Below are 25861 nucleotides of genomic sequence, written 5' to 3' on the forward strand. Positions count from 1 at the left end.
CGGGATGGATGCAGTGACGGGATACGCGCGGTGCCGGGATGCGGGCAGCGCCGGGGTGCGGGCAGCGATGCGGGGGCGACGGCTGCCGGCTCGAGCGACCGGGGTCGCGGCGCTGCTACTGCTGCTGGCCGGCTGTGCGGCCGGCCCGGTGGCTGCCCCCAGCGCGGCGTCGACTCCGATGCCGGAGAACACGGTGGCGGCGGGAGTGGACGACGAGACCGTGCTGATGGACTGCGCCACATCCGTTCCGCTCGACGCCGCGGCCGCGGTTCTGGGCCTTCCGGTGGCCGAGGTGCTCGATCAACAGGATCCCCCCGCGGACATCACCGCTTTTGCCAGGGCCGTGACGTTGGCCATGTCAGAACCCGCCCTGCAGATCGCGGGCGAGCAGCACTGCCGGTACATCGGGCCCTCCGGCCAGGGGCGGGCGCCGGAGGTACGCGTGTCGGTGCTGCCGAACGGAGCCGCAGAGTTCAGCCTGGTCGAGCCCGACGTGAACGACGGCCTGCGGAACATGCTTCCCGTGTACCTCGGTGACCAGGGGTACTCCGAGTGCCGGGATGGCGAGTGGGAGGGCTGCCGCGCCGAGGTGCTCATCGGTTCCACCTGGATCTCCATTTCCGTCGGCATTTCCGGCCTGGACCCTGAGTCCTTCCTGGCCTATGCCGGCGGGGTCGTTGACTCGATCGGTGCGCTGAAGTTCGCCCAGCCGGCCGAGCCGTCACGCCCCGAGTGCGGCGCGCTCCTCAGCCCTCACGACCTCAACGACTCCGGCGGCCTCGTTGACGCGACCGGCGGTGATCTGCTGTCGCTTGACGAGCGGGCGTCCCAGAACCGCGCGGCCCAGGTGCGCGGTGGGCTGGTGCAGTGCGGGTGGTCGGACGAGTCCTCGCCGGGTGGGGTTGAGCTCACGATTCTTCCCGGTGCGGGCGGACTGTGGGCTCAGACTCCACCTACCGGAATCCCGTCCACGATTCCGCTGCAGTCCATCGACCTGACGGTGGAGACGGGCGCCGAGTGGCCGGCCTCCGGCGTCGAGGCGTGGGCGGGCTGCGCCGACGACGAGTGCCAAGTCACCCTGATGGCGGACGGCATCTGGCTCACCGTCGCCTCGCCGGCCGAAGGAGGCCTGACCGGGGCTTCGGCGCTCGCCGCGGCCGCCTACCAGCGCTACGCAGAGGCCACCTAGTTCTCGCGCGCCCCGCCGCCCCCAGCTGACGATTGAGCCCGCTCCGTCGCTGATCGAGCTTGTCGAGGTCCCTTGGATGTCCCTATGAACCTGCAATGACTCGGTCGCAAGTATTCTCGAGATTCCCTTGTGGATAACGTGACATTTCCTCACAATATTCTTTGATTCGTGGGAGAATGAGGGTATGGACGAAGAGCTCGTACACGGCTCCACCGCACCGCTGGGAGACACTCCCAGCGGCGGTACTCCGCAGGACTGGAACACCAGCCTGGCCGGTCCGGCACCAGTTCCCGCAGCCTTCGACGTCCCCGCTGACTCGAGCGTAAACGCAGCCACCGACACTCCCATCGACGGCGAGCGGTCGGTGCCCGCGCCGCCTCGCGCGGGTCGCCGGGCTGCCCCGCAGCCGATCTGGCGGGACCCCGCAGACCTCCCCTCCGTGCAACAGGCGCATACCGGTGTGTTCGGACAGAAACTGCAGCTCCTGGCCGAGGCCGCCGCGGTGGTGCAGGAGGTGATGGGCTCGATCGATGTCGACGGGCTCAACGATGCGGAACTGGTCGCGCTGACTCAGATGACCGAGAAGGTCGGCCGGCCCGCGGATCTGGCCCGGGTGACCACCGCCACGGTGGTGGAGTACCGGGCCCGGACGGGTTTGGGTCGGGACTCGTTGGCGTGGCGGTTGGGCGCCTCACACCACACCGATTTGTTGACCCGGTTGACCGGGGCGTCGGGGCAGGAGATGAAACGCCGGGTGCGGTTGGGGGAGAAGATCGCCCCACGCATGATGGGCGGCACCGTCCTCGACCCCGTCTTCCCCACCGTCGCCGCCGCCCTGGCTGCCGGGGAACTCGGGCTGGACGCGGCGGAGGAGATCGTGAAGGGCCTGGCCGACTACAAGGTCCACGGCCGGTTCGATGCGAACCCCGCCGACGTTGACGCGGCCGAGGCGGGCTTGGTCGAATCGGCCACCGGCTCCGTCTACGGCCGCAGCACCGACGGCGACCCGATCACCCGGCTGGGCGACTCAGACGGGTTCAGTTACCCGGCTGACGCGCTCCGGGACATGGCTCTGCAGTGGCAGGCGGCGTTGAACCCGGACGGCCTTGCCCCCAACGAGGAGGTCCTCGAGGCGAAGTCCACGTTCTCCTTCGGCGGGATCCGCAACGGCCTCTACCCGCTCCGCGGCGGCGTCACGCCGGAGCTCAAAGGCATCATCCAAACCCTGTTCAACACCTACCAGTCCGCCCGCACCGCACCCCGGTTCCCCTCCGCCGAGGAACAGGAACGCATCGACGCCGGCGAACTCGTGCCCGGAGAGATCCTCGACGACCGCAGCGGCGGCGAGAAACGAGCCGACATCCTCCGCGGCATCCTCACCCAGATCGCCCAAGACCCCCGCACCCCCACCATGGGCGGGATGCCACCGACGGTGATGGTGCACGTCAGCGCCGCAGACCTCCTCGCCGGCATCGGCGTCGGCTGGATCGACGGCGTCGACGCACCCTTGTCGATGAAAACGATCAACCAGATGGTCGACAACGGCGGCATCCGCCCCGTGTTCTTCGGCGGCAACGGCGCCGTCCTCGCCCTGGGCAACAAAGCCCGCTGCTTCAGCCCCCTCCAACGCCGCGCCATCACCGCCCGAGACGGCGGCTGCATCGTCCCGAACTGCACCAGCCCGGCCCAATGGACCGAACTCCACCACGTCATCCCCTGGCAGAACGGCGGCCCGACCGACATCGACAACGGGGTACTGCTCTGCTGGTACCACCACCACACCATCGACACCGCCGGGTGGAAGATCCGAATGGTCAACGGCATGCCGCAAGTGAAGGCACCGCACTGGCTCGACCCCACCGGCACATGGCGACGACCCAACCAACACCGCGCCCACGACCCCAACACCCGAAAACCACTCAACACGGAATGACCCACCGGGACGCAGGCTGCTCGACCAGCGGGTCTCAGGCTGCTTGAGCAGCGCGTCCCGCGTCGATTACCGACTCGCGAATGGCTTCGTTAGGGTCGAATGAGGGGCATGTGCGCATCCGCGGGGTGCTGACCACAACCGTGCTCCGGAATCAGGATCACCATGTCGACCCCCGAGAGCGCACCAGCCACCAGTACTGAGACTCAGGGTGAAGCCGACATCGAGTCCGTTCTCCGGTCGGTGCTCAAGGCCGTCCCAGAGGCCGACCCCGACGCAGATCTCGACGCCATCGCAGACCCCCGCACCGTTCTGGGCCGTGTCTTCCAGGGCGTGCTGTTCGACATGGACGGCACCCTGGTCGACTCGACCAAGGCGGTGAACCGTTCGTGGCAGCGGTGGGCCGACGAGATGGGTTTCGGCGCCCTCTTCTCCGGCGTGCAGCACGGTCGTCCGGCCCGGGAGATGGTGGCCGACCTCGTGTCCGCCGACAAGGTGGAGTCGTCCATCCGGCGGGTGACCGAGCTCGAGCTCAGCGACACCGATGACATCACCATTCTGCCCGGCGCCGCCGAACTGATGGCGAGCATCCCGGAAGGCCGACGCGCCATCGTCACCTCCTGCAGTCGCGACCTCTGCCACGTGCGTCTGAACGCCACGGGATTCGACACACCCGCGACCGTGGTCACGATCGATGACACCGTCAAGGGCAAGCCCGCGCCCGACCCGTTCCTGGAAGCGGCCGACCGGCTCGGCCTCGATGCCCGCCAGTGCGTGGTCATCGAAGACGCGCCGGCGGGCCTGGCCGCGGGCCGAGCCGCCGGATGCGCCACCATCGGAGTCGTCGGAACCCACTCGGCCGAGGAGCTCGACGCCGACCTCGTCGTGCCGAGCCTCGACCGCCTGCGCATCGAGCTGCACGACCACGGGGTCGTCTTCTCGCTCGCCCCACTACAGGGTTAGGTCACCGCAAGACGGATGTGAAGAGCTCTGCAGTGCGGCTGAGGACGGCCACGAGCCCGATAACAGCCACACCAAGCCAGACCCAGATGGGCGTGAGTCCGCGTCCGATGCGCCTCTGAACGATGATCGACCGCCCGACGATGTAGACGGGCGGAGACAGGAACGCCCAGGCCCAGTGGAACGGGCGCACGTATCCGGCACGCTCCAACACGCGCCGGTCGGCGAAAGCCAACGCCACCGACGCGGCGTAGATGGCCACGCTCAGAACATTCCGTACGAGGCCCGACATGTCCACCGGCGGCACGAAGGGTTCTGCTGTGGGGTCGAAGTCGGTCGGGAACAGCCTGAACGGCAAAGACAGGAACGCTGCTGTCGTCAACAGGGGCAGAAGGACGATCGCCCAGAGACTGGCGGTATACACCGGGGTCTCCGCAGGCAACGGCTGTTGCACCGGGGGACCCAGCTCGGCCGGGCCCATCACGGCCGCCGTCCACTGCGTTCCGTCCCACCAGCGCAGGCCCGGTCCGCCCTCCGGATCGGCATGCCAGCGCGGCTCGCCGATCTCTGGTTCTGTCGCCGTCATCGTGTCCCCCAATACGTGTCTGACACGGCGGTGTTGTTCCGCCGTCTGCACCCAAGGTAGTAGACAGGAAGCATGACTGGGCGCGAACAGACCGAGATCGAACGCAAGTATGACGTCACCGACGGCAGCCAGGTGCCGTCACTCGCGCGTCTCCGCGGCGTAACGGCCGTCGAGACGCACGACCCGTTCACCCTGACGGCGGTGTACTACGACACCGATACCCGTGACCTCGCACGCCACCGCATCGTGCTGCGCCGACGGGAGGGCGGCGGCGATGCCGGGTGGCACCTGAAGACACCGGCCGTGGAAGGACGCACCGAGGTGCACTGGCCCCTCGACGTCGGAGAGACCTTGGACGCCGGTGCGGTGCCCGACGAGGTGCTCGAGCCCGTGCGTGCCATCGTGCGCGACCGGCCCCTAACGCCCCTGGCCCGTATCACCACCGTGCGCACCACGACACACCTGCTGGGCCCCGACGCCGAACCTCTCGCCGAGGTCGCCGACGACGAGGTGGCGGCCTCTGACGCCCGCGGCGGCACCTACCGCAAATGGCGGGAGTGGGAGGTTGAGCTGCTGGCCGGCGCTCCCGACACCCGCAAGGAGCGCACCCGCCTGCTCGACGCCGTCGAGGCGACCCTGGCGGCGGCGGGCGCGCATCCGTCGGCCAGCGTGGCCAAGATCGCCCGTGCGGTGGGCGTCGACTCGCTCACCGACCTCGCCGTGAGCCCGGTCCTGCCGGGCCTGCTGCCCTCGCCCGCGCTGCTCGACCCGGAGTCCGCCGCCGTGATCGTCGTGGGAGCGCTGCGCGACCTCACCGCCATCCTGATCGCCAAGGATCCACTGGCGCGGGCGGATGCGCCCGACGCCGTGCACAAGATGCGCACGACGGTCCGCCGGCTGCGCAGCGTCCTCGCGGTCTACGGCCGCCTGTTCGAGAAGACCGCCGTCAGCGAACTGCGCTTCGAACTCAAGAACCTCGGAAACGAACTGGGCCGCGTGCGTGACGCCGAGGTGCGCGGCAGTCGGCTGGCCGCCGAGCTCGCAGCAGCCGCCCCTCGCTCAACCGCGGATGCCGACGTTCGCCTCGTCGGGGGAGCGCAGCGGGAACACGCGGAGGCCCTCGACCGCGTGCGCGGTTACCTGCTGAGCACCCGGTACTACCGAACGTTGGACGCCCTGGACGCGTTCGCGGAGTGGCCGCCGTTCGGGCCGAAGGCCGGCCGGCCGGCCGCGGCAGAGATCCGGCGCGACCTCGCCGCGGCAGTGCGCACGCTCGCGAAGCGCACCGATGCCGTCACCGGCGCGGATGCGCCCGAACCGGCCCTGCACGAGGTGCGTAAGGCCGCGCGCCGCCTGCGCTACGCCGCCGAGGCCGTTGCCCAGGCCGCGCCGGTGCGGCTCGAGCCGGACACCACGGCGAAGAAGAAAGCGGCGAAGAAGGCCGCCAGGAAGAGCGCCAGGGCGTTCGACAGGGCCGCCGCCAGGTTCGACGAACTCCGCGGCCGGTACGACGACGTCGCCGGCGTCGCCAAGCCCCTCGTAAAGCGGCTCGGCGACAGGCACGACAGGCGACTGTTCCTCGACATCGTTGAGGGTGCCGGCCAGGCCGCCCACGAATCCGGCGAGAACACCCTGGTCTACGGGCTGCTGTTGGCCCGGGCTGAGGAGCCCGGTGAAACCGTGGAGGTGGTGCTCGCCGACGCCCGCCAGACCCTGCACAGGCTGGAGAAGATGGTCAGGGCGCTCTAGCGCAGCCGGTCTACCAGCGCCGGGCCGACGAGGCCGCGATGATCTGCAGCAACGCCGCCCGCAGCTCGTCGGCGTTGTCGAGCGGGGGGAACACGTCGGCCTCGAGCGTGCGGGCCTGCCGCCAGGCCGCGGTCCCGGCGTCCGTGCGCGTCACCAGGTGACGACGTGCGTCGCGTTCGTCGCGGATGCGCGCGATGAGCCCCTCGCGCTCGAGCCTGTCGAGTGTGCGCGACATGGTCTGGGTCTGCACCCGCGCCTCCCGGGCCAGTTCGGTCTGACTGCGCGCGCCCGGGCCCAGCAGGTGCAGCACGATGAGGCCGGCGTGGGTGAGGCCGAGCGACGCGAGCGCCTCGACCCAGGCGTGCTCCACGAGCCGGGCCGCGGTGGAGAGCAGCCGGCCGTTGGGCCACTGCGCCATCGCCTCGCCGGCGGATGCGGCGTCGGGGGAATCGGATTCGGGAGTGGTCACCCCTTCACCGTACTGCTACCGTGGTTTAGTCAGCTAGCTGATCAATTGATCTGCACGCGTATGAAAGCGTCGGTACAAAGGAGATCCCCATGACAGTGTCCCGAGACCTGCTCCGCCAAGGCACCGTTCTACTCAGCGCCATCCTCGCGCTGGTGGGATCGTTCATCGGCTCAGGCGCCGCGGGCGGCACGCCCATCCAGAACGCCTCCGGCGGCGCGCTGGCCGCAGACGCCACGCCCATCGCACCCGGCGGACCTGCCTTCGCGATTTGGACGCCGATCTATGCCGGCCTTGTGCTCTACGCCATCTGGCAGTTCCTGCCGCGGCAGAAGACCGACCCGCGCCAGCGCCGGCTCGGCTACGCCGTCGCGGCGTCGCTGCTGCTCAACGCCGCCTGGATCCTCAGCGTGCAGTTCGACCTGCTCTGGCTCAGCGTCCCCGTGATCGTGTTGCTGCTGGCCGTGCTGGTCTGGATCTTCCTCATCGTGCTCGACACCCGGCCGGGCTCCCTCGTCGAGACGGTCCTGGTGGACGGCACCCTGGGCCTCTACCTCGGCTGGGTGTGCGTGGCCACGGCCGCGAACATCACCGCGGTACTTGTGGCGGCCGGATTCACCGGGTTCGGCCTGTCGCCGGATGTCTGGGGCGTTGTGGTGATCGCCGTCGCCGGTCTGGTCGGCGTGCTGCTGGCCGTCGTCGGGCGGGGCCGGCTCACCCCCACCCTCGCCCTCTGCTGGGGCCTGGCCTGGGTGGCCGTGGCTCGATTGACCGGAGACCTGCTCTCCACCCCCACAGCCGTGGCCGCCATCGTCGCGGTGGTCGCCGTCGTGGCCGTCACCGTGGTGCTGCGGGTTCCCGCTCCCCGCCGCCTCAACGCAGCCGAGCCGGTGCGCGCATGACCGGCGCACGCCGTCGCTGGTTCGGCCTGGTCTTCATCAGCATCGCCGTTGCCCTGATCATCGTCGACTCCACCATCGTCAACGTCGCCATCCCGTCGATCGTCGATGACCTGGGCATCACCTCCACCCAGGTGCAGTGGGTGCAGGAGAGCTACACCCTGGTCTTCGCGGCGCTCCTGCTGGTCTTCGGGTCGCTGGCCGACCGTTACGGCCGTCGGCGCATCCTGCTCACCGGCGTGGTGATCTTCGCGGCCGCCTCGGTGCTCGCCGCCCTCGCCCAGACGGGCGACCTGCTCATCGCCTCCCGGCTCGTGCAGGGCGTCGGCGGGGCCATGGTGCTGCCGACCACCCTGTCGCTGATCAACGCCACCTTCCGAGGCCGCGACCGCGGCATCGCCTTCGCCATCTGGGGCTCCACCATCGGCGGCATGGTCGCTGTCGGCCCGCTCCTGGGCGGTTGGCTCACCACATACTTCTCCTGGCGCTGGGCGTTCGGCATCAATGTGCCGCTGGGGCTGGTCATCGTCGTCGGCGTGCTCATCTTCGTGACCGAGTCCAAGGACGCCGGCGAACCCCGCCGCATCGACGTGGTCGGTGCCGTGCTGTCGGTGGTCACGAGCGCGTCCCTGGTCTTCGGCCTCATCGAGGGCCGCACCTACGGCTGGTGGCTCACCAAGACCGCGCCCACCATCGGCGACTGGACCTGGCCGTTCGAGCTGTCCATCATCCCGATCGCCTTCCTGATCACCCTCGTGTCCGGCGTCCTGTTCGTCTGGTGGGGCATCCGCCGCCAGCGCTTGGGCAAGAGCACCCTGCTGGCCTTCTCGCTGTTCCGGATCGCCTCGTTCCGCAACGGCAACATCGCCGCCCTGATCGTGTCGCTCGGCGAGTTCGGCATCATCCTCTCGCTGCCGCTCTGGCTGCAGAACGTGCTCGGCTACGACGCCCTGCAGACCGGCTTCGTGCTGCTGGCCCTGGCGATCGGCTCGTTCGTAGCCAGCGGCCTGGCCGGAGCCTTCGGCAACAAGGTCACCCCGTTGACCATCGTGCGCGTGGGCATCATCGCCGAGATCATCGGCGTCGCGGGCCTGGGCACCGTCATCACGGCGGATGCGACGTGGCTCGTGATCGTGCCGTTCCTGTTCGTCTACGGACTGGGCGTGGGCCTGGCCACCGCGCAGCTCACCGGCGTGGTGCTCGGCGACGTGCCCGTTGAGCAGAGCGGGCAGGGTTCCGGCACCTCCAGCACGGCTAGGCAGATCGGTTCGGCCCTCGGCATCGCCGTTCTGGGCACCGTGCTGTTCACCTCGGTGGGCCTGTCGCTCGACGCCAAGCTGGCCGACCTCGATGTGCCCGCTGCCACGAGCACCCAGATCGTGGATGCCGTCGTCGATAGTGCCGGCGCGGCCATCCCGGCCCTGGAGGCCCAGAGTCCGGCCGTGGCCGAGGCCGCCAAGGAAGCCTTCAGCGAAGGTACCCGGTACTCCGCGTACGCGGCTGCCGGATTCCTGGTCATCGGCCTGGTCGCCACGCTGCGGCTCACGGCCCGGCGCCCGGAGGAGACCGAACAGCCCGCGGTGCCGGCTGCGTCGGGCAGCTAGGTCAACGCGGCTGCGACCGGCGGTCCGGCTGGGGCTTCTGCACCGAGAGTTCCCCGCCGAGCCGGCCGCCGTAGGGTCGGCCATGGTCGGCGTATTCCTCCCGGAAGAAGCCCATGCGCCAGCGCCCCATCTCGATGCGGGCGCCGGTGCGCAGGATCAGCCCCTTCTCCGGTCTCATCGTGCTCGAGCCACCGCCGACGCTGCCGTAGGCGTAGAGAACGTACTCGTCGTTCGCGTCGTGCCGGATCTCAGCGTGCTGGAGGTCGAGCCCGTCCAGGCGCAGGTCGGCGTTGGTACCACTGCCGATGCGGGTGACGCCGGGCAGCAGGTTGAACTCGCGGGGAGGACGGCCATCCCAATTCTCCGACCCCACGACGAAGATCAGGCGGGGGCGCCCGGCTCCCGGGGTGTAGTGGGTGGTCGTGACGCGTTTCCTGATCCGGCGGGAGACCGTGGGCACCAGTGGGAACGGCGTGGTCGGCGGCAGCTGCACCCGTTGCTCGGGTGCAGGAGGTTGACGCCAGTGCTTGAGCAGTGAGCTCACCGCCGCTGCGGTTCCCAGCATCAGATGCGGCGATCGGGTCACCATCCGCTGAGCGAGCGGGGCCTGCACGGCACCCATCCGTGCGATCACACCGTCGGGTCCTGACACCGACAGCACCAGGGACTTTTCGGCCAGGCCCGCCGCCACGGTGCGCAGATCGCTCAGCGACGTCAGATGGGTGTGCAGGAAGCGCTCGGGGTTGCTCAGGAACAGCCCGATCTCCAGGCCGGACGCGGTGACGGTGCCGACGAGCGGCTCGCGGTCGTCTCCCGGCTCGTCCAGCGAGAAGCGCAGATCGATGTCGAGGCGCGTTCTGGTGTCGGCCACGAGGCTAGTCAGTGCGGGAGGAGGAGGGGGCTGCGGCCCCGCCGGGAGCCTCGCTCGTGGTCACCCGTACCGTTCCGTTGAGTTTCCAGGTGGCCCGCGGCGCATCCGGGCCGATGTCCCGCGGAACCTCGACGGTCATGTCGATGAAGCTGTAGTCGATCACCGCGCTCTTGCCGGTGAGATAGGACCACATCTCCTTACCCAGATCGGTCCAGTCCTGGATACTGCGGGACGGCGGGCCTGAAAAGTCGGGTTCGGCGCTGGTCGGGGTGACATTGGAAATCTGGTCGGTCATGGTGTTCCTTACTCTCGCCATTGAGGGGTAGTCGTCACCCTAGCTGCGGGGAGAGCGTCATAACTGAAGATCACCTGAGGCTTGTGGAACTCGACGGGAGACACAGAACAGCTCGCCCGTGGATCACGGGCGAGCTGTTCGGTGTGGAGCGGGTGGCGCTGAGTCTATTCGGCGTCGAGGTCCGTCTCGAGGATCTTGACGAGGCCTTCGAGAGCCTCGTCCGCTCCATCACCCTCGGCGCGCAGCACGACGACCTGGCCGTTTGCGGCACCCAGGCTCATCAGGCTGAGGATGCTCGAGGCATCCATGGCGTCGTCGGCCGAGTCACCCTCCAGGGCGATGGTGACCTCCAGCGGCAGTGCGCCGACGGCCTCGGCGAAGATCGCCGCGGGGCGGGCGTGCAGGCCGACGCGGCTGGCGATGGTGGCGTTACGTTCTGACATGGTTCCTCCTGAAACGGTACGGATTACAACTGTATTGCCCGCCGGATGTGCTGTGGCCGTGAGCGGCAGCACATCCGGCAGTTCGGCTAGAGGCCGAGTTCGGCCAGGGCGGGCAGTTCCGCGCGCACGAGGTCGCGGGCCGCGGTGGCGGTGGGGGCGGCCAGGGCGATGCCGGCCAGGCGCTGGGCCTCGTCGACGGTGACGGTCTTGAGCACCGCGGCGACGGCCGACAGGGCCCGCGCGGTCATCGAGAGGGTGTTCACGCCCAGGCCCACGAGGACCACGGCGAGGGCCGGGTCGGCCGCGGCCTCGCCGCAGACGCCGACGGGCTTGTTGTTGCCCTCGGCGACGGACCCGGCGACGGTGAGCTGGATCAGCCGGAGCACGGCGGGCTGCCACGGTGTGTTCAGCGCCGCGAGCGGGCCGAGCTGTCGGTCGGCGGCCATGGCGTACTGGGTGAGGTCGTTGGTGCCCAGGCTGGCGAACTGCACCTGGCCCAGGATGGTCTCGGCCGTCAACGCGGCGGAGGGAACCTCCACCATCACCCCGGGGGTCTTCAGCCCGGCGTCGCCGCACATGCGGGCGAAGTCGCCGGCTTCTTCGGCGGTGGAGATCATCGGCGCCATCACCCAGACATCCGCTTCGGTGCCCTCGGCAGCGGTCGCGATCGCGGCCAGCTGACGCTTGAGCACGCCGGGGGAGGTGAAGTCGGTGCGGTAGCCGCGCACGCCGAGCGCCGGGTTGGGCTCGGATGCGTCGGTGAGGAACGGGAGGGGTTTGTCGGCGCCGGCGTCGAGGGTGCGCACGACGACCTTCTTGCCCGGGAACGCGTCGAACACACCGCGGTACGCGGTGACCTGCTCGTCCAGGGTGGGTTCTTCGTCGCGGTCGAGGAAGCAGAACTCGGTGCGGAGCAAGCCCACACCCTGCGCGCCGGCCGCGGCGGCCTTGACGGCATCCGCGGCGCCGCCCACGTTCGCCAGCAACGGCACGAGGTGGCCGTCGGCGGTGACGCCCTCGCCGGAGAACACGGCGAGGGTCGCCGCGGTCGTGGCCCACGCTTCGGCGGCGGCGACCTGGTCGGCGTCGGGGTCGACGGAGATGCTGCCGGCCGCGCCGTCCACGTACACGCTGGTGCCGTCGGCGATGGTTTCGACGCCGGCCGCGGCGACCACGGCGGGCAGGCCCAGCGCACGGGCGATGATCGCCGTGTGTGACTGCGGGCCGCCACCGGAGGTGACCAGCGCGAGCACCAGGGCCGGGTTCAACGTGGCCGTGTCGGCCGGGGCCAGGTCATCGGCCACGAGGATGAACGGGGTGTCCGACGCCGGGATGCCCGGGGCCGGCACGCCGCGCAGCTCGGCGACGATACGGGACCGCACGTCGAGCACATCCGTGGACCGCTCGGCCATGTAGCCGCCGAGGTTGTGCAGCATCTCGGCCACGGACGCCGCCGACTCCCAGATCGCACGTTCGGCGGAGGTGCCGTTGTTGGTCATCAGCTTCACGGCGCCCTTGATGAGCATCGGGTCAGCCGCCATCAGCGCAGTGGCCTCGAGGACCGACTTACCCGCGCCGGTGGCGCTGACCGAGCGCTCTTTGAGCTCGGCCTGCACCACCTTCGCGGCCGTGCGAAGCGTGACGGCGGCATCCTCTGCCGTCGTCGACGAGGCCAGCTTTTCTCCTGCTGGCGGCTCGCTCACGGCCTTGGGCATCTGCCGGACGGATCCTACGATCCTGCCGGGGCTGACCCCTACTCCTGTGAAACTCTGCACGGAACTTCCTCAATTCTTCGGCTTTTAGGCGTTAATGGTGCCCCCTAATATTAGGCGTTCACCAGGGTGTTGTTCTGCTGGATGGACTCCGCAGTCGGGGCCTTTCGGACGTAGCGCTTGAGCGCGATTACCGCTAGGGCGGAGATGATCGTGCCGATCACGATGGCCAGAATGAAGCCCAGAACGTTCTCGATGGCGAAGAACACGAAGATTCCTCCGTGCGGCGCCTTCGACGTGACGCCCCAGGCCATGGTCAGCGCACCGGTGGTGGCCGCGCCGAGCATGCTCGCCGGGATCACGCGCAGCGGGTCAGCCGCGGCGAACGGGATGGCGCCTTCGGAGATGAACGACGCTCCGAGCAGCCAGGCCGCCTTGCCGTTCTCGCGTTCGACCGGGGTGAACAGCTTGCGGTCGAGCACGGTGGCGAGGGCCATGGCGAGCGGCGGAACCATGCCGGCGGCCATGACCGCGGCCATGATCTGCCACGGCGCCTGGTTGGCAAGGGTGGCCGCTCCGAGGCCGGCGACGGCGAAGGAGTAGGCGACCTTGTTGACCGGACCACCGAGGTCGAACGCCATCATGAGACCGAGGATCAGGCCGAGGATGACCACGGACGCGCCGGTCATGCCGTTCAGCCAGTCGCTCAGTGCGACGGTGAGCCAGGCGATCGGTCCGCCGAGCACCAGGAACATCAGCCCGGAGGCGAAGATCGAGGCGAGGAGCGGGATGATCACGACGGGCATCAGGCTGCGCAGCCAGCGCGGCACGGTGAACGAGCCGATCCAGGCCGCGGCGACACCGGCGAGCAGGCCACCGACGATGCCGCCGAGGAAGCCGGCACCCATGAAGCCGGAAACCGCACCGGCGACGAAGCCGGGAGCGATGCCGGGGCGGTCGGCGATGCCGTAGGCGATGTAGCCCGCGAGCGCCGGAACCAGGAAGCCCATCGACAGGGCGCCGATCTTGAACAGTACTGCGCCCAGGTAGATGAGCATGCCACCCTCTGGCAGGTTCCAGAGGCTGTTCTGCAGCACGACGGTGTCGGCGACCTCGGTGATCTTGTAGCCACCGAGCAGGAAGCCCAGCGCGATCAGGAGGCCTCCACCGGCGACAAACGGGATCATGTAGCTGACACCGGTGAGCAGGGCCCGCTTGACCTTCTGGCCCAGGTGCTCGTTCTCGCTGACCGAGTCGGATGCCGCGGCGCCGGCACCGCTGACGCGGCGGGCGTTGGGGTTGTCGACGGCCGCGAGGGCCTCTTCGATCATCTTCTTCGGCTCGTCGATGCCGCGCTTGACGGGCGACTGGATGACGGGCTTGCCGGCGAACCGGGCCTTGTCGCGAACATCCACGTCGACAGCGAAGATCACGGCGTCGGCGGCGTCGATGACCGAGGCGGCCAGCGGGGTCGCTCCGGCGGAACCCTGGGTCTCGACCTGCAGGTCGATGCCCATGTCCTTGGCGGCCGCGACGAGCGCATCCGCTGCCATGTAGGTGTGCGCGATGCCGGTGGGGCAGGCGGTGACGGCCACGAGGCGGCGGGTGCCGGCGGTTGCGGCGCCGGTCGTGCCGGCTCCGGTCGGTGCCTGGGTGGGCACGGCTGCGGTGGCGCGCGGGGCTGCCGGGGCGGAGTGCGCTCCGGCTGCGGCCGCGGTGACCGGCGCGACGATGTCGGTGACCAGGGTGACGATCTCCTCGGGGCTCTTCGCGGCGCGCAGGGCGGCGGTGAAGTCCGACTTCATCAGCGAGCGGGCCAGCTTGGAGAGGATCTTGAGGTGGTCCTGGTCGGCGCCCTCGGGGGCGGCGATCATGAAGATCAGGTCGGCGGGACCGTCGGCGGAGCCGAAGTCGACCGGCTGCGACAGACGGGCGACGGCGAGCGTCGGCTCGGTGACCGCGGCGGACCGGCAGTGGGGGATCGCGAGACCACCGGGGATGCCGGTGGAGGTCTTCGCCTCGCGGGCGAGGGCGTCTGCGTACAGGCCCTCGATCTCGGTGGCCCGTCCTGCGCCGGCCACGAGCTCGGCAAGGTGCCGGATCACTGTGGCCGGTGCGTCACCGAGGTTCTTGTCCAAAGCGACGAGCTCTGGGGTAATCAGTGCACTCACTGGTCATCCTCCTTTGGATGTGTAGCAAATGCCGTCACGGTGACGGCTGTGGGGTCGGTCTGGTTGAGCGCCGGCACGGTTGAGCCGGGCAGGGATGCGGCGGCGGCGCCGTGGGCGGCGGCCTGTCGCAGGCAGTCCGGGGCGGATGCCCCGGCCAGATCGCTGAGCAGGAAACCTGCCAGCGAAGAATCTCCGGCGCCGACGGTGGAGACCGCGACGATCGGGGGACGGGTGGCAAGCCAGTAGCCCTTGGCGGTGACCAGCAGCGCGCCTTTGGCGCCGAGGGTGGCCAGAACGGCCCCGACTCCGGCGTCGATCAGGGTGTGCGCGGCACGGGCGGCCAGGTGCGGATCGGCCTCGAGGCTGTCCGGGTCGGAGATGCCGGTGAGCTCGGCGAGTTCGTCGGCGTTGGGCTTGAGCAGGTCGGGGCCGGCGGCGACGGCCGCGGCCAGGGGAGCGCCGGAGGAGTCGATGGCGACCTTGGGCGCGTTGGCGCCGAAGCGCGCCTTGAGCTCACGGGTGAGGTCGGCGTAGAACCCGTCGGGTACCCCGGGCGGCAGCGATCCGGCCAGGACCAGCCAGGAAGCGCCCTCGGCCTTCTCGAGGACCAGTTCGATCAGCGCTTTCTGCTGGTCGAGGGTGAGCGCAGGGCCCGGCTCGTTGACCTTGGTCGTGGTGCCGTCGGGTTCGGTGATGGCGATGTTGCTGCGCAGGGTGGCGCCGATCGGCAGGCCGATGTGGGGGATGCCCTGGGCAGCCAGCGCGAGCAGCACCGGGTCTTCGGGGTCGCCGGGCAGGATCGCCAGGCTGTCGATGCCGGAGGCCTCGAGGGCCCGGCAGATGTTGACGCCCTTTCCACCGGGTTCCTGGTGCGCGTCCACGGCCCGCTGCACATCGCCGCGGGCGAGGGGACCGGCAAGCTCGATGGTGCGATCCAGGCTGGGGTTGGGGGTGAGTGTGACGATCATGCGATTACGACCTCGACATCCGCCGCGGCCAGGGCTGCGGCAAGTTTGGGGGAAGGGGGAGCATCGGTGATGAGCGCGTCGATGTCGCTCAGAGCAGCGAACCTGACCAGGGTCTCCTGATCGAGTTTTGAGGAGTCGGCGAGGGCGACGACGCGGCGGGCGGAACGCACGATGGCCGTCTTCACGGCGGCCTCGACCGAGTCGGGGGTGCTGAAGCCGAAGTCGGCGGCCACACCGTTGGCGCCGACGAAGGCGATGTCGGGGCGCATAGCGTCGAGCTGCTGGGTGGTGCGGGTGCCCACTATGGCGCGGGTGAGGCCGCGCACCCGGCCGCCGAGGATCTGCAGCGAGATCGCCTCGTTGGCGGCGAGCTTGTAGGCGATGGGGAGGGCGTTGGTGATGACCAGGAGCTGGTCGCCGCCGTTGGCCGGCGTCCAGTCGAGCAGCCGGTCGGCCAGCAGCTCGGTCGTGGTGCCCGAGTCGAGGATGATCGACCCGGTGGTGCTCGCGGGGATCATGTCGAGGGCGGCGGCGGCGATGCGGGCCTTCTCGTCGTGGCGCTGGGTCTGGCGCTCTTCGAAGCTGGGCTCCGACATGCTCAGCCGGTCGATAGCGACGGCACCGCCGTGCACCCGGCGCAGGTGCCGGCTGAGCTCGAGCACCGAGAGGTCGCGGCGCACGGTCTCCGGCGTGATGTCGAAGCGGGCGGCGAGTTCGTTGACGGTGACCCGGCTCAAGTCGGACACCATCTCGGCGATCATCGACTGACGCTCTTCGGCGAACATCGGGCCTCCTCGACGGTGAGAACTCAGGTGAGCGTGGCCGGGGGGACGACGCCAAAAGTTGTTATGCCTGACTTTAGACCCGTTTGTTTTTGAAAGTCAACCAAAACACAGACAAACAAAGATCCCTGGATGCGGGTCGACAGTTTCCGGGGCCTTTCCTGCGCCATTTCGGTGCGCTTCAGCTCGCATCTGGCCCTGACTTCGGAACGACGGGTGACCGAACGCACACCACTCCCGAACGGCTGGGCGGACCGTGCCTTTCGGGTTGGTGACGCCCGCGAGGCCGGAGTGAGTCGTTCCCGATTGCGCAGCGGCGACCTCGACCGCCCCTTCTGGGGCATCCGTACCCCGGCGCTGCCCTCGCCGGACGAACCGGGCGGTCAGGTTGGCGGTGTCACGCAGTTGGAGAGGCTCTGCACGGCGCTCCTGGTGCGGATGCCTCCCGACGCTTTCTTCACCCACGGCACGGCCGCTCTCCTGCTCCGCCTGCCCGTGCCATCCCGGTTTGCGCGAGTGCGTCCGGTTCATGTCGGTGTCCCTGCCCCGGCTCCGGCCATGGACAGGCGCGATGTCGTCGGCCACAGTCTGCGCATCGATCCGGACGATCTCGTCGACCGCGGTCCACTGCGTCTCACCGGTCCGGCGCGCACCTGGCTGGATCTCGCGGCGCTGCTCACCCTGGCGGAACTGGTGGCCGTCGGTGACCACCTGTTGTACTGGGAGTCTCCGATTCTCACCCGGGGTGAGCTCGCCGATGCGCTGGCGCGTTACCCCGGCCGCAGGGGCCTGGCCCGGGCCCGGGCCGCCCTGCCGCTGCTGCGCACCCGCTCGGAGTCGCCGCGCGAGTCGGTGCTCCGCGTCATCATCGTGCTCGCCGGCCTGCCCGAACCCGAGTGCAACTACCGGGCGTTCGACCCCCAGGGCCGGTTCCTGGCCCGCGGCGACCTCGTCTACCCCGACTACAAGCTGTTCCTCGAGTACCAGGGCGACCACCACCGCACCGATCGGGCGCAGTGGCGCTCCGACATCCGCCGCATCGGCCGCCTCGAAGACAACGGCTGGCAGGTGCTGCAGTTCACCGACGACGACCTGCACGACCCGGCGGCCCTGGTGGCGCGCATCGCCCGTCGGTTGCGGGACCGCGGGTGGGCCCCATGACGGCTCTACTCGTGACGCTTCTACTCGTAGTGCGAGAGTCCGCTCAGCTCGCCACCGTCGGTGAGGAACTCGGCACCGGTGGAGAAGCTCGACTCGTCGCTGGCCAGGAACAGCACCAGGTTCGCCACCTCCACGGGCTCGCCCACCCGGTGCAGCGCCACATGCTTCTGCGGGAGGTCGAGTCCCTCGGTCATAGGCGTGGCGATGGCGCCAGGGTGCACCGAGTTCACCCGTACGTTGTACCTGCCCAGATCCAGCGCCACGGCCTTGGTCAGCCCGCGCACCCCGAACTTGGCCGCGACGTAGCCGGGCAGGGCCTCGTAGCCCTGCAGCCCGGCGGTCGACGAGACGTTGATGATCGACCCCGCCGACGAGCGGATGATCGCGGGAACGGCGGCCTTGATGCCGAGGAACACTCCGGTGAGGTTGACCGCGATGATGCTGTTCCAAGCCTCGAGGGTGTACTCCTCGATCGAGCCGAAGTTCACGATGCCGGCGTTGTTGACCAACACGTCGAGGCCGCCGAATTCGGACACGGCCGCCGCGACGGCGTTGTCCCAGTGCTGCGCGCGCGTGACGTCCAGGTGTACGAACCGGCAGGCGTCGCCGAGGTCGGCCACGAGGGCCGCGCCGTCCTCGTCGAGCACATCGCCCACAACCACCCGCGCGCCCTCCTCCACGAGGCGCCGGGTCATGGCGGCGCCGAGCCCCCGTGCTCCGCCACTGATGAGTGCGACCTTTCCGCTGACACGTGCCATGGCGCATCCTCCCTGTTCTCTCGGTACTGTTCTGTCGGTACCGTCCTGTTGCCGGGCAATGTACACGCGTCATGGGCCACCCCGCCGTGCCGGACGGGCCGTGTCGGTGGCCGACGGTAGCGTGGAAGACATGAAGATCCTGCACACGAGTGACTGGCACATCGGGCGCACCTTCCACACACACCAGACGCTCGACCACCTGCGCGTCGTGCTCGACGCCCTCGTCGACATCGTGCGCGACCGACACGTCGATGTGGTCGCGGTCGCCGGCGACATCTTCGACTCGGCGATGCCCTCGGCCGACAGCTACGCCCTGCTGGGCGGCACCCTGGCCAAGCTGCACGCCACCGGGGCCCGCGTCGTGATGACCAGCGGCAACCACGACTCCGCCACGCGCCTGGGCTTCCAGTCGGAGTGGACCGCGCTGGCCGGCATCCACGTGGTCACCCGTTTCGACCAATACCGCACACCCGTCAGCATCGACGACGAACACGGTCCGGTGCACTTCTACGGCATTCCGTTCCTCGAGCCGGCGCTGGTGCGCCACCACTACCCCGACGAACTCCTCAAGACCCACGAGCAGGTGCTGGGGCTGGCCATGCGGCAGGTTCGCGCCGACCTGGCCGAGCGGGGCGGCCGCTCCGTGGTGCTCTCGCACTGCTTCGCCGCCGGTGTGTCGGCGAGCGACGTGGAGCGCGACATCAGCGCCGGCGGCCTCGACCTGGTGCCGGCCGCGGTCTTCGACGGCCCCGACTATGTGGCTCTCGGCCACATCCATGGCCGCGCCCGCATCACCGACCGGGTGCGGTATTCGGGCGCCCCGCTGCACTACTCCTTCGCCGAGGCCGACAAGCCCCGCGGCGGCTGGCTCGTCGACCTCGACGAGACCGGCCTGGCCGAGGTGGAATGGGTGGACCTGCCGGTGCCCCGCCGCCTGACCGTGCTCACCGGCGACCTCGAGGACCTTGTCACCGACGACACCTTCGCAGCCGCCGAGCAGGACTGGGTCGCCGCGGTGCTCACCGACCGGGTGCGTCCCCTCGACGGCATGCGCACACTGCAGAAGCGGTTCCCCTACTGCGTCACGCTCGAGCACCGGCCCACGGTGCAGGTGGCGGCGGATGCGTCGAGCTACGCCGCGCGCGTGCACCGGAAGAGCGACCGGGACATCGTGGACGGGTTCCTGGAGTTCGTGCGGAACGGGGTGGGCCTGACCGAGTTCGAGCACGACCTCGTCGCCGACGTGCTGGCCGAGACCGCGCGCACCGAGACGGCGCGCGCGGACATGGCGTCCTCGTGAAGATCACCGGGCTGCGCCTGGCCGGGTTCGGCCCGTACAAGAACGAGCAACACGTGGACTTCACCACGTTCGACGCCGACGGCATCTTCCTCATCACCGGCAAGACCGGAGCGGGCAAGTCGAGCATCCTCGACGCCATCTGCTTCGCCCTCTACGGGTCGGTTCCCCGCTTCGACGGCAGCGAACTGCGCCTGCGCAGCGACCACTGCGACCCCGACGACCCCAGCTTCGTGGAGGTCGAGTTCACCCTCGGCGCCCAGACCTATCGGCTCTACCGCACCCCGGCCTACGACAAGCCCAAGAAGCGCGGCACGGGCACCACGCCGGCCAAACCAGAGGCCCGTCTCGAGCGGCTCGGCGCCGACGGCTGGGAGGGCCTGGCGGCCAAGCCCGTGGACGTCGCCCAGGAGCTCGACCTGATCCTGCCGCTTCGGAAGGATCAGTTCCTGCAGGTGATCCTGCTCGCGCAGAACCGGTTCCAGCGGTTCCTGCTGGCCAAGACCGACGACCGGCTGACGGTGCTCCGCACCCTGTTCGGCACGCTGCGGTTCCAACAGCTCGAGGCCGTGCTCATCTCGCGCCGCAAGGTGCTCGACGACGACCTGGCCGCCGTGAACCGCGACATCGCCGCCCTCGTGGAGTCCGCGCTGCGCCAGCTCCACCGGGCGGACGACGCTGAGGTTGACGCCGATGACGCCGATGACGCCGATGACGCCGCTGATCTGTCCGGCCCCGATCGGCCCGACCTGGACTGGTTCCTGGCCGGACTGCATTCTGTGGAGACCCGCCTCGCAGCGGCGACCCGGCGCGCCGAGACCGCCGCCGCCGCGCTGGCGACAGCCACGCTCGACTGCGCGGACGCCGAGGACCGCCGCCGCCGCCAGGACCGCCGGGACACGGCCGAGCGCACCCTGGCTGCCCTCGAGGAACGCGCCGGCGAGATCGCCGCCGTGCGCGAGACCCTGCGCCTGGCCGAGCGGGCCGCCCGCGTCTGGCCGCAGGTGCGCGCCCTGGCGGATACGCGGGAGCAGGTCACCGCGGCCGACGGTATCGAGGCCACAGCACGGGCGGCGTGGCGGCGACTGCTCGCGGAAGCTGATGGCGATGGCGATGGGGATGCCGATGCAGCAGCCCTGACTCTGGTGATCGACGACAGGCTCCGCCAGCTCGGCGGCCTGGCCGACGTACTCGCCGACGAGGTTCGGCTGCCGCAGCTCGAAGCGCAGATCAGCGCCCTCGAGCAGCAGGCGGCCGAGCAGTCCGAAGCCCTCGAGCAGGCCCGGTTGTCACTCCTGGCCCTGCCGGAACGCATCGTGGCCGCCACCGACGCCCTCGCCGTGGCCAGCCTCGGCGGCGCCCAGGCCGCCACCGCGGAGGCCGCCGTGGCGCGCGCGAAGGAGGCACTCGCCGCGGCCGAGGACATGCAAAGGCTCGACACCGAGCTCGTGGGCGTGCACCGGGCCGAGCGTGAAGCCGTGGCGGCGAACACGGCCGCCGCCCAGGCCTACCAGGACCTCGTCGACCGCCGGCTGGGCGGCTTCGCCGTCGAGCTGGCCGCCGGACTCGTCGACGGCGAACCGTGCACGGTCTGCGGATCGACGGAACACCCCGCGCCGAAGCCGCAAGAGACCGAGCCGGTCACCGAGGCCGACCTGGCCGCCGCCCGGCGCCTGATGACCCAGCGCCAGGCCGCCGTCGACGACGCCCGCACAGCCTCCCAGACCGTGGCGACCCTGCTCACCGAGGCGCAGACGCGCGCCGGAACCCGCGACTCCGACGACCTCGACGGTGCGCTCCGCACCGCGCAGGAGGCCTTGGCCACGGCCGCCGGCCACCGCGACCGTATCCGGGGACTCGAGGCCGAACTCGCCCGGCTCCGTGCCGACCAGGACGAGGCCCAGTCCGCCCTGGCCCCGCTGCAGCTGGCGCGGGACGAGACCACGGTGCACCTGGCCGGGCAGCGCAGCGAGCGGGACGGCCTGGCCGCCCGGGTGCGCCTGCACCGGGCCGGCTTCGACAGCGTCACCGACAGGTCCGATCGGCTGCAGGCCGAACTCGACGCCGCCCGGGCGCTGGCCGACGCCCTGGCCGCCGCCGCCACGGCCCGCGGCGCCGAACGAGCCGCCACCGACGCCCTGGGCCGCCAGCTCGGCGAGGAGGGCTTCACCGATGAGGCCGAGGCCCTGGCCGCGCGCCTGGCACCCGCAGCCATCGAGCGGCACGAGCGCAGCATCCGGGCCTACGACGACGAGCTCGCCGCCACCCGCGGTGTGCTCGCCGAACCCGATCTCGCCGGGCTGCCCGACGACCCCATCGACCTGGAGCCGTTGCGGAACGTCCGGGACGCAGCCGCCGTCGCGCGCGACGAGGCCCTGACCCGGCGCGAGTCGCTGCGGGAGCGCCGCACGGCGCTCACCGTTCTGGTGGCGGATGCGCGCGCCCGCCTAAAGAGGGCCGCCGACCTGCTGGCCACGCAGGCGCAGGTGCGCCAGCTCGCGGCCGTGGTGCACGGCGACGACCCCAACACCAAGCGCATGAAGCTCGAGACCTACGTGCTCGCGGCCCAGCTCGAAGAGATCATCGCGGCAGCCAATAACCGGCTACGCACCATGACCGGCGGCCGCTACGCCCTCGAGCACGACGACGCCCTGCAGTACCGCGGCAGCCAGGCCGGGCTGGGCCTGGCGATCCGCGACGAACACACCGGACGCGCGCGGGCCACGCACTCCCTGTCCGGCGGCGAGACCTTCCTGGCCTCGCTCGCCTTGGCCCTCGGACTGGCCGAGGTGGTCTCCAACCAGGCCGGCGGCATCACCCTGGACACCCTCTTCGTGGACGAAGGATTCGGCTCCCTCGACGCCGAAACGCTCGAGACGGCCATGAGCACCCTCGACAGCCTGCGGGCCGGCGGGCGCACGATCGGCCTGATCAGCCACGTCGAGTCGATGAAGGAGCAGATCCCGGCGAAGCTGCAGATCCGGGTGACACCCCAGGGCTACAGCGAGATCGACAGGACCTCCGTGGCTCTGTCATAGCTCCTCCATAGCTTCGACGGCTTGTCTGATTCCAGACGCGAACGGTTCCCGGTCGCCCCAGGAAAGGACACAGTCATGAGCGAGCCCGGCACGGCACCCGAGAACCACGCGGCAACCGAGACCCACCCGGCACCCGAGACCCACCACCGTCCGCGGTGGCGCACCGGCGACATCGTCGCCATGGGGCTGGCCGCGGCCCTCGTCGTGGGCGCCACGGGAACCGGCCTCTACTCTGCCGCGCGCGCGATCGAGCGCACCGCGGCCGCAGCCGAGACGACCACCCGGTCGGAGACCACCGCCACCACCCAGGACCCCACCGCTCAGGTCTACGGAGGCCAGGGGTACGGAGGTCAGGGTTACGAGGGCCAGGGCTACGGCGCCCCGTCGGGACGCTCCGGCGGGGGAGGATCCGCCACTCTCGACACCACCACGGCCACGGCCGCGCAGTCCGTGGGCGTCGTCGTCATCGACACGGTACTCGGCTACGAGAGCTCCGAGGCCGCCGGCACGGGGCTCATCCTCACCTCCGACGGCCGCATCCTCACCAACAACCACGTCGTGGAGGGCGCCACCAGCATCACCGTCACCGTGGTCTCCACGGGCACCGACTACACCGCGGAGGTGGTCGGCACCGACGCCACCGAAGACATCGCCGTGCTCGAACTCGTCGGCGCAAGCGGCCTCGCCACGGCCGACCTCGACACCACCGGCGAGGTCGCCGTCGGCGACGCGGTCACGGGAGTGGGCAACGCCGGCGGCACCGGATCCCTCACGGCCGCCGCGGGAACCGTGCTCAGCCTCGAACAGTCCATCACCGCACAGGACTCCGACGGCACCAACGCCGAAGACCTCACCGGCCTCATCGAGGTGGATGCCGACATCGAGTCGGGCGAATCCGGCGGGCCGCTCTACGACGCCGACGGCGAGGTGGTCGGCATCGACACCGCCGCCTCCTCGGGCAGCACCACCATCACCGGCTACGCCATCCCGATCGAGGACGCCCTCGAGATCGTTGACGCCATCGACGCCGCTGTGGCCAGCGGGGTCGACACCGACAGCATCACCGTCGGCTACCCGGCCTTCCTCGGCATCGGCCTGAGCTCGGCCACCTCCACCAGGACAACCACCGCCACCGCCACAGCAGGAGCAGGCGTCGCGGGCGTCATCGCCGACACCCCGGCCGCCACGATCGGCCTCGCCGCCGGCGACACCATCACGGCCGTCGACGGGACCGCCGTCGCCACGGCCACGGCACTGTCCGAGCTGCTCGCCGCCCACAGCCCGGGCGACACCGTGACCATCGATTGGGTGGATGCCTCGGGCACCACGCACAGCGCCGCCGCCACGCTCATCGCCGGCCCGGCGGCCTGACCCAGATCGCGGCACACTGGGTTCATGACCAGCCCACACACAGAACCCGCAGCCCAGCCCACAGCCCGACCAGCCAGCGCCGGCTGGACCACCCTCGTCTTCGTCTACCTGGCCCTGGCCGTCGTCGGGTTGATCGGCACCTGGACCTGGAACATCCAGGCCATCGTGCAGGCCAGCGACTTCATCGGCGACTGGACCATGAGCGGACCGGCCGTCTCGTCGCTCACCACGGATCTGCTGGTCACGGCCATCGCCGGCAGCATCCTGATCATCGTCGAGGCGCGTCGCCTGGGCATGCGGGCAGGCTGGGCCTACGTCCTGCTCGGCCTGGTGACGGCCTTCGCCTTCGTCTTCCCGCTGTTCCTCGCGCTGAGGGAGCGCCGGCTGGTGCTCAGCCGGTAGCCCTCAGCTCACGTCTCCCGCCGCGAAACCGGCGTCGTCGCCCGCGAAACGCTCGCGGAGGGCGAGGAAATGGGTCACCGTGAGCCCGTTCCGCAACAGGTAGGGCTCTACGCCGCCGAGTGCGGCGACATCGGCCAGGGCCTGGCGGAGCGCAGCCGGATGCGGTTCGGCGGTGAGCGCGGCCGCCACGGCCTCGTCTTCGGATACGCCGGCGGCCAGGAAGGCCAGGGCGAGCACCAGCCCGGTGTGGTGCTCGGCACCGGGGCCGTGCACCACGAGCGGCCCGTCGCCGGCGGCTATCACCGCGACGGCTCCGGCGAGCAGCTGGCCGTCGTGGGCGATGAGATCGGCGTATGCGCCGCCGGCGCCGATGCGGCCGGAGTCTGTGACTGGACTGGTCATGGTGCCCTCCCGAAGTTCACGAACGTGCGAATCGGGACAGTCTGCCCCATCGGGGTGAACGGGAGGTGAAGGCCGACCGGATCAGGCCGGGTCGGGGGCCCACCGGGTGCGCTCAGCTCGCCCCAGCCGGCTCAGGCCGATCGCGCCGGCCGAGATGCCGATGATGACGGCGGCGATCACCAGGATGTAGAGCAGCACCGACGGCCAGCCGCCGGGTTCGCCGGGGTTGAGGAACGGGTAGGTCCACCAGTCGGTGAACGTGCCGCGCAGCAGCGCGTAGGCCAGCCAGGTGAGCGGGTAGATGAGCGCGAACCAGATGCGCTTCCAGGCCAGGGCCGGGCGCCCGGGAGCCAACAGCCAGTCCAGCAGGATCAGGGCGGGCGCCCAGACGTGCAGCACCTCGTTGGGCCAGCTGATGCCCACGTAGCTGCCGTCCGACGGCAGGTTGCGCAGCAACAGGTTGTAGACGACGCCGGTGATCACGGCGTAGCTGAGCGTGGACATCCGCACCCGGGCCAGCAGCTCGGGCTCGGCGGCCAGGCGGAGGGCGAGGACGCCGCCGACCGCGAGGACGACCACGTTCATCAGGCTGGACTGGATGGTGAAGTAGCCGAAGTAGGCGGCCGGGTCGAAGGCGTCGTGCAGGAGCTCGTCGCTGATCTGCGTGACGATCGCCGCCAGCACCACCAGGGCCAGGAGGATCCGCAGGACTCCCACGGTGCGTCGTACGGGGGTGGGACGGTCCGTCTGGCGGGAGGTCAGGCTGTCGATCGGGGCCTCGGCGGGTGCTGCAGAACTCATCTGTTC

The 25861-nt window shown here is 70.2% G+C and carries 23 protein-coding genes; 11 read left to right on the plus strand and 12 right to left on the minus strand.

Going from position 1 to position 25861, the window contains the following annotated elements; translation table 11 throughout:
- Positions 1-4: 4 nt before the first annotated feature.
- The 3 genes from DOE79_RS18495 to DOE79_RS18505 all read left to right on the plus strand — a co-directional run bounded on the left by DOE79_RS18495 (position 5) and on the right by DOE79_RS18505 (position 4082).
- Positions 5-1189 carry a hypothetical protein gene (locus tag DOE79_RS18495; RefSeq protein WP_162942848.1) on the plus strand — a complete coding sequence of 395 codons (1185 nt, stop codon included), beginning with the start codon at positions 5-7 and terminating at the stop codon, positions 1187-1189.
- Between the two features lie 184 nt (positions 1190-1373).
- Positions 1374-3122, plus strand: coding sequence for an HNH endonuclease signature motif containing protein (locus DOE79_RS18500; RefSeq protein WP_120339762.1), 1749 nt, complete (start codon positions 1374-1376; stop codon positions 3120-3122).
- 162 nt (positions 3123-3284) lie between these two features.
- On the plus strand, positions 3285-4082 hold the full coding sequence (locus tag DOE79_RS18505) for an HAD-IA family hydrolase (RefSeq protein WP_220094261.1): 798 nt from the start codon (positions 3285-3287) through the stop codon (positions 4080-4082).
- Between the two features lies 1 nt (position 4083).
- Here the strand turns inward: DOE79_RS18505 and DOE79_RS18510 are convergent, their stop codons facing one another.
- Positions 4084-4665: a DUF2510 domain-containing protein gene (locus DOE79_RS18510; RefSeq protein ID WP_120339763.1), complete on the minus strand. Its 582-nt coding sequence runs from the start codon at positions 4663-4665 to the stop codon at positions 4084-4086.
- A gap of 72 nt (positions 4666-4737) precedes the next feature.
- On the opposite strand from DOE79_RS18510, the gene DOE79_RS18515 reads away from it, so the two are divergent.
- Entirely contained in the window at positions 4738-6414 is a 1677-nt protein-coding gene (locus DOE79_RS18515; protein ID WP_120339764.1) for a CYTH and CHAD domain-containing protein, read from the plus strand.
- Positions 6415-6424: 10 nt separating this feature from the next.
- Here DOE79_RS18515 and DOE79_RS18520 read toward each other — a convergent pair whose 3' ends face one another.
- Entirely contained in the window at positions 6425-6883 is a 459-nt protein-coding gene (locus tag DOE79_RS18520) for a MarR family winged helix-turn-helix transcriptional regulator (RefSeq protein ID WP_245977009.1), read from the minus strand.
- 89 nt (positions 6884-6972) lie between these two features.
- Here DOE79_RS18520 and DOE79_RS18525 point away from each other — a divergent pair, with 89 nt between their 5' ends.
- Entirely contained in the window at positions 6973-7782 is an 810-nt protein-coding gene (locus DOE79_RS18525) for a tryptophan-rich sensory protein (RefSeq protein WP_120339765.1), read from the plus strand.
- Positions 7779-9383: a DHA2 family efflux MFS transporter permease subunit gene (locus tag DOE79_RS18530; protein WP_120339766.1), complete on the plus strand. Its 1605-nt coding sequence runs from the start codon at positions 7779-7781 to the stop codon at positions 9381-9383. The genes DOE79_RS18525 and DOE79_RS18530 overlap by 4 nt, the downstream gene beginning before the upstream one ends.
- Before the next feature lies 1 nt (position 9384).
- Here DOE79_RS18530 and DOE79_RS18535 read toward each other — a convergent pair whose 3' ends face one another.
- The 7 genes from DOE79_RS18535 to DOE79_RS18565 form a co-directional block, all read right to left on the minus strand.
- The gene (locus tag DOE79_RS18535) at positions 9385-10254 is read right to left on the minus strand and encodes an FHA domain-containing protein (protein WP_120339767.1); all 870 of its coding nucleotides are present in this window, start codon (positions 10252-10254) and stop codon (positions 9385-9387) included.
- Between the two features lie 4 nt (positions 10255-10258).
- Positions 10259-10549, minus strand: a complete 291-nt coding sequence (locus DOE79_RS18540; protein ID WP_245977010.1) for a hypothetical protein — start codon at positions 10547-10549, stop codon at positions 10259-10261.
- A gap of 164 nt (positions 10550-10713) precedes the next feature.
- On the minus strand, positions 10714-10992 hold the full coding sequence (locus tag DOE79_RS18545) for an HPr family phosphocarrier protein (RefSeq protein ID WP_120339768.1): 279 nt from the start codon (positions 10990-10992) through the stop codon (positions 10714-10716).
- Between the two features lie 86 nt (positions 10993-11078).
- Positions 11079-12767, minus strand: a complete 1689-nt coding sequence (gene ptsP, locus DOE79_RS18550) for a phosphoenolpyruvate--protein phosphotransferase (RefSeq protein WP_120339769.1) — start codon at positions 12765-12767, stop codon at positions 11079-11081.
- A gap of 50 nt (positions 12768-12817) precedes the next feature.
- Positions 12818-14875: a PTS fructose transporter subunit IIABC gene (locus DOE79_RS18555; RefSeq protein ID WP_120339770.1), complete on the minus strand. Its 2058-nt coding sequence runs from the start codon at positions 14873-14875 to the stop codon at positions 12818-12820.
- Positions 14872-15843, minus strand: coding sequence for a 1-phosphofructokinase family hexose kinase (locus tag DOE79_RS18560; RefSeq protein ID WP_120339771.1), 972 nt, complete (start codon positions 15841-15843; stop codon positions 14872-14874). The genes DOE79_RS18555 and DOE79_RS18560 overlap by 4 nt, the downstream gene beginning before the upstream one ends.
- On the minus strand, positions 15840-16628 hold the full coding sequence (locus tag DOE79_RS18565; protein WP_120339772.1) for a DeoR/GlpR family DNA-binding transcription regulator: 789 nt from the start codon (positions 16626-16628) through the stop codon (positions 15840-15842). The genes DOE79_RS18560 and DOE79_RS18565 overlap by 4 nt, the downstream gene beginning before the upstream one ends.
- A gap of 288 nt (positions 16629-16916) precedes the next feature.
- Here DOE79_RS18565 and DOE79_RS18570 point away from each other — a divergent pair, with 288 nt between their 5' ends.
- Positions 16917-17786 carry an endonuclease domain-containing protein gene (locus DOE79_RS18570; RefSeq protein WP_162942849.1) on the plus strand — a complete coding sequence of 290 codons (870 nt, stop codon included), beginning with the start codon at positions 16917-16919 and terminating at the stop codon, positions 17784-17786.
- A 20-nt stretch (positions 17787-17806) separates the two neighbouring features.
- Here DOE79_RS18570 and DOE79_RS18575 read toward each other — a convergent pair whose 3' ends face one another.
- The gene (locus DOE79_RS18575; protein WP_120339774.1) at positions 17807-18544 is read right to left on the minus strand and encodes an SDR family oxidoreductase; all 738 of its coding nucleotides are present in this window, start codon (positions 18542-18544) and stop codon (positions 17807-17809) included.
- Positions 18545-18674: 130 nt separating this feature from the next.
- Between DOE79_RS18575 and DOE79_RS18580 the strand changes: the two genes are divergently transcribed.
- The 4 genes from DOE79_RS18580 to DOE79_RS18595 all read left to right on the plus strand — a co-directional run bounded on the left by DOE79_RS18580 (position 18675) and on the right by DOE79_RS18595 (position 24652).
- On the plus strand, positions 18675-19844 hold the full coding sequence (locus DOE79_RS18580; RefSeq protein WP_120339775.1) for an exonuclease SbcCD subunit D: 1170 nt from the start codon (positions 18675-18677) through the stop codon (positions 19842-19844).
- Complete coding sequence (locus DOE79_RS18585; protein WP_120339776.1) at positions 19841-22879, plus strand: AAA family ATPase; 3039 nt, start codon at positions 19841-19843, stop codon at positions 22877-22879. Before DOE79_RS18580 ends, DOE79_RS18585 begins: the two co-directional genes overlap by 4 nt.
- A gap of 75 nt (positions 22880-22954) precedes the next feature.
- A complete protein-coding gene (locus tag DOE79_RS18590) occupies positions 22955-24250 on the plus strand; it encodes a S1C family serine protease (protein WP_120339777.1) in 1296 nt (431 codons plus the stop codon).
- Between the two features lie 24 nt (positions 24251-24274).
- A complete protein-coding gene (locus tag DOE79_RS18595; RefSeq protein WP_120339778.1) occupies positions 24275-24652 on the plus strand; it encodes a DUF2834 domain-containing protein in 378 nt (125 codons plus the stop codon).
- A 3-nt stretch (positions 24653-24655) separates the two neighbouring features.
- On the opposite strand, the gene DOE79_RS18600 is transcribed toward DOE79_RS18595, so the two are convergent.
- On the minus strand, positions 24656-25054 hold the full coding sequence (locus DOE79_RS18600; protein WP_120339779.1) for a hypothetical protein: 399 nt from the start codon (positions 25052-25054) through the stop codon (positions 24656-24658).
- 81 nt (positions 25055-25135) lie between these two features.
- Complete coding sequence (locus DOE79_RS18605) at positions 25136-25855, minus strand: Pr6Pr family membrane protein (RefSeq protein WP_120339780.1); 720 nt, start codon at positions 25853-25855, stop codon at positions 25136-25138.
- Positions 25856-25861 lie beyond the last annotated feature (6 nt).

Origin of the sequence: Cryobacterium soli (genome assembly GCF_003611035.1) — a bacterium.
GTDB lineage: Bacteria > Actinomycetota > Actinomycetes > Actinomycetales > Microbacteriaceae > Cryobacterium > Cryobacterium soli.

What these genes read in the sequence shown, in the direction of transcription:
- DOE79_RS18495 (WP_162942848.1), top strand. Translation starts at nt 5, where the DNA reads ATGGATGCAGTGACGGGATACGCGCGGTGCCGGGATGCGGGCAGCGCC.
- DOE79_RS18500 (WP_120339762.1), top strand. Translation starts at nt 1,374, where the DNA reads ATGGACGAAGAGCTCGTACACGGCTCCACCGCACCGCTGGGAGACACT.
- DOE79_RS18505 (WP_220094261.1), top strand. Translation starts at nt 3,285, where the DNA reads ATGTCGACCCCCGAGAGCGCACCAGCCACCAGTACTGAGACTCAGGGT.
- DOE79_RS18510 (WP_120339763.1), bottom strand. Translation starts at nt 4,665, where the DNA reads ATGACGGCGACAGAACCAGAGATCGGCGAGCCGCGCTGGCATGCCGAT.
- DOE79_RS18515 (WP_120339764.1), top strand. Translation starts at nt 4,738, where the DNA reads ATGACTGGGCGCGAACAGACCGAGATCGAACGCAAGTATGACGTCACC.
- DOE79_RS18525 (WP_120339765.1), top strand. Translation starts at nt 6,973, where the DNA reads ATGACAGTGTCCCGAGACCTGCTCCGCCAAGGCACCGTTCTACTCAGC.
- DOE79_RS18530 (WP_120339766.1), top strand. Translation starts at nt 7,779, where the DNA reads ATGACCGGCGCACGCCGTCGCTGGTTCGGCCTGGTCTTCATCAGCATC.
- DOE79_RS18540 (WP_245977010.1), bottom strand. Translation starts at nt 10,549, where the DNA reads ATGACCGACCAGATTTCCAATGTCACCCCGACCAGCGCCGAACCCGAC.
- DOE79_RS18545 (WP_120339768.1), bottom strand. Translation starts at nt 10,992, where the DNA reads ATGTCAGAACGTAACGCCACCATCGCCAGCCGCGTCGGCCTGCACGCC.
- DOE79_RS18560 (WP_120339771.1), bottom strand. Translation starts at nt 15,843, where the DNA reads ATGATCGTCACACTCACCCCCAACCCCAGCCTGGATCGCACCATCGAG.
- DOE79_RS18565 (WP_120339772.1), bottom strand. Translation starts at nt 16,628, where the DNA reads ATGTTCGCCGAAGAGCGTCAGTCGATGATCGCCGAGATGGTGTCCGAC.
- DOE79_RS18575 (WP_120339774.1), bottom strand. Translation starts at nt 18,544, where the DNA reads ATGGCACGTGTCAGCGGAAAGGTCGCACTCATCAGTGGCGGAGCACGG.
- DOE79_RS18580 (WP_120339775.1), top strand. Translation starts at nt 18,675, where the DNA reads ATGAAGATCCTGCACACGAGTGACTGGCACATCGGGCGCACCTTCCAC.
- DOE79_RS18590 (WP_120339777.1), top strand. Translation starts at nt 22,955, where the DNA reads ATGAGCGAGCCCGGCACGGCACCCGAGAACCACGCGGCAACCGAGACC.
- DOE79_RS18595 (WP_120339778.1), top strand. Translation starts at nt 24,275, where the DNA reads ATGACCAGCCCACACACAGAACCCGCAGCCCAGCCCACAGCCCGACCA.
- DOE79_RS18600 (WP_120339779.1), bottom strand. Translation starts at nt 25,054, where the DNA reads ATGACCAGTCCAGTCACAGACTCCGGCCGCATCGGCGCCGGCGGCGCA.
- DOE79_RS18605 (WP_120339780.1), bottom strand. Translation starts at nt 25,855, where the DNA reads ATGAGTTCTGCAGCACCCGCCGAGGCCCCGATCGACAGCCTGACCTCC.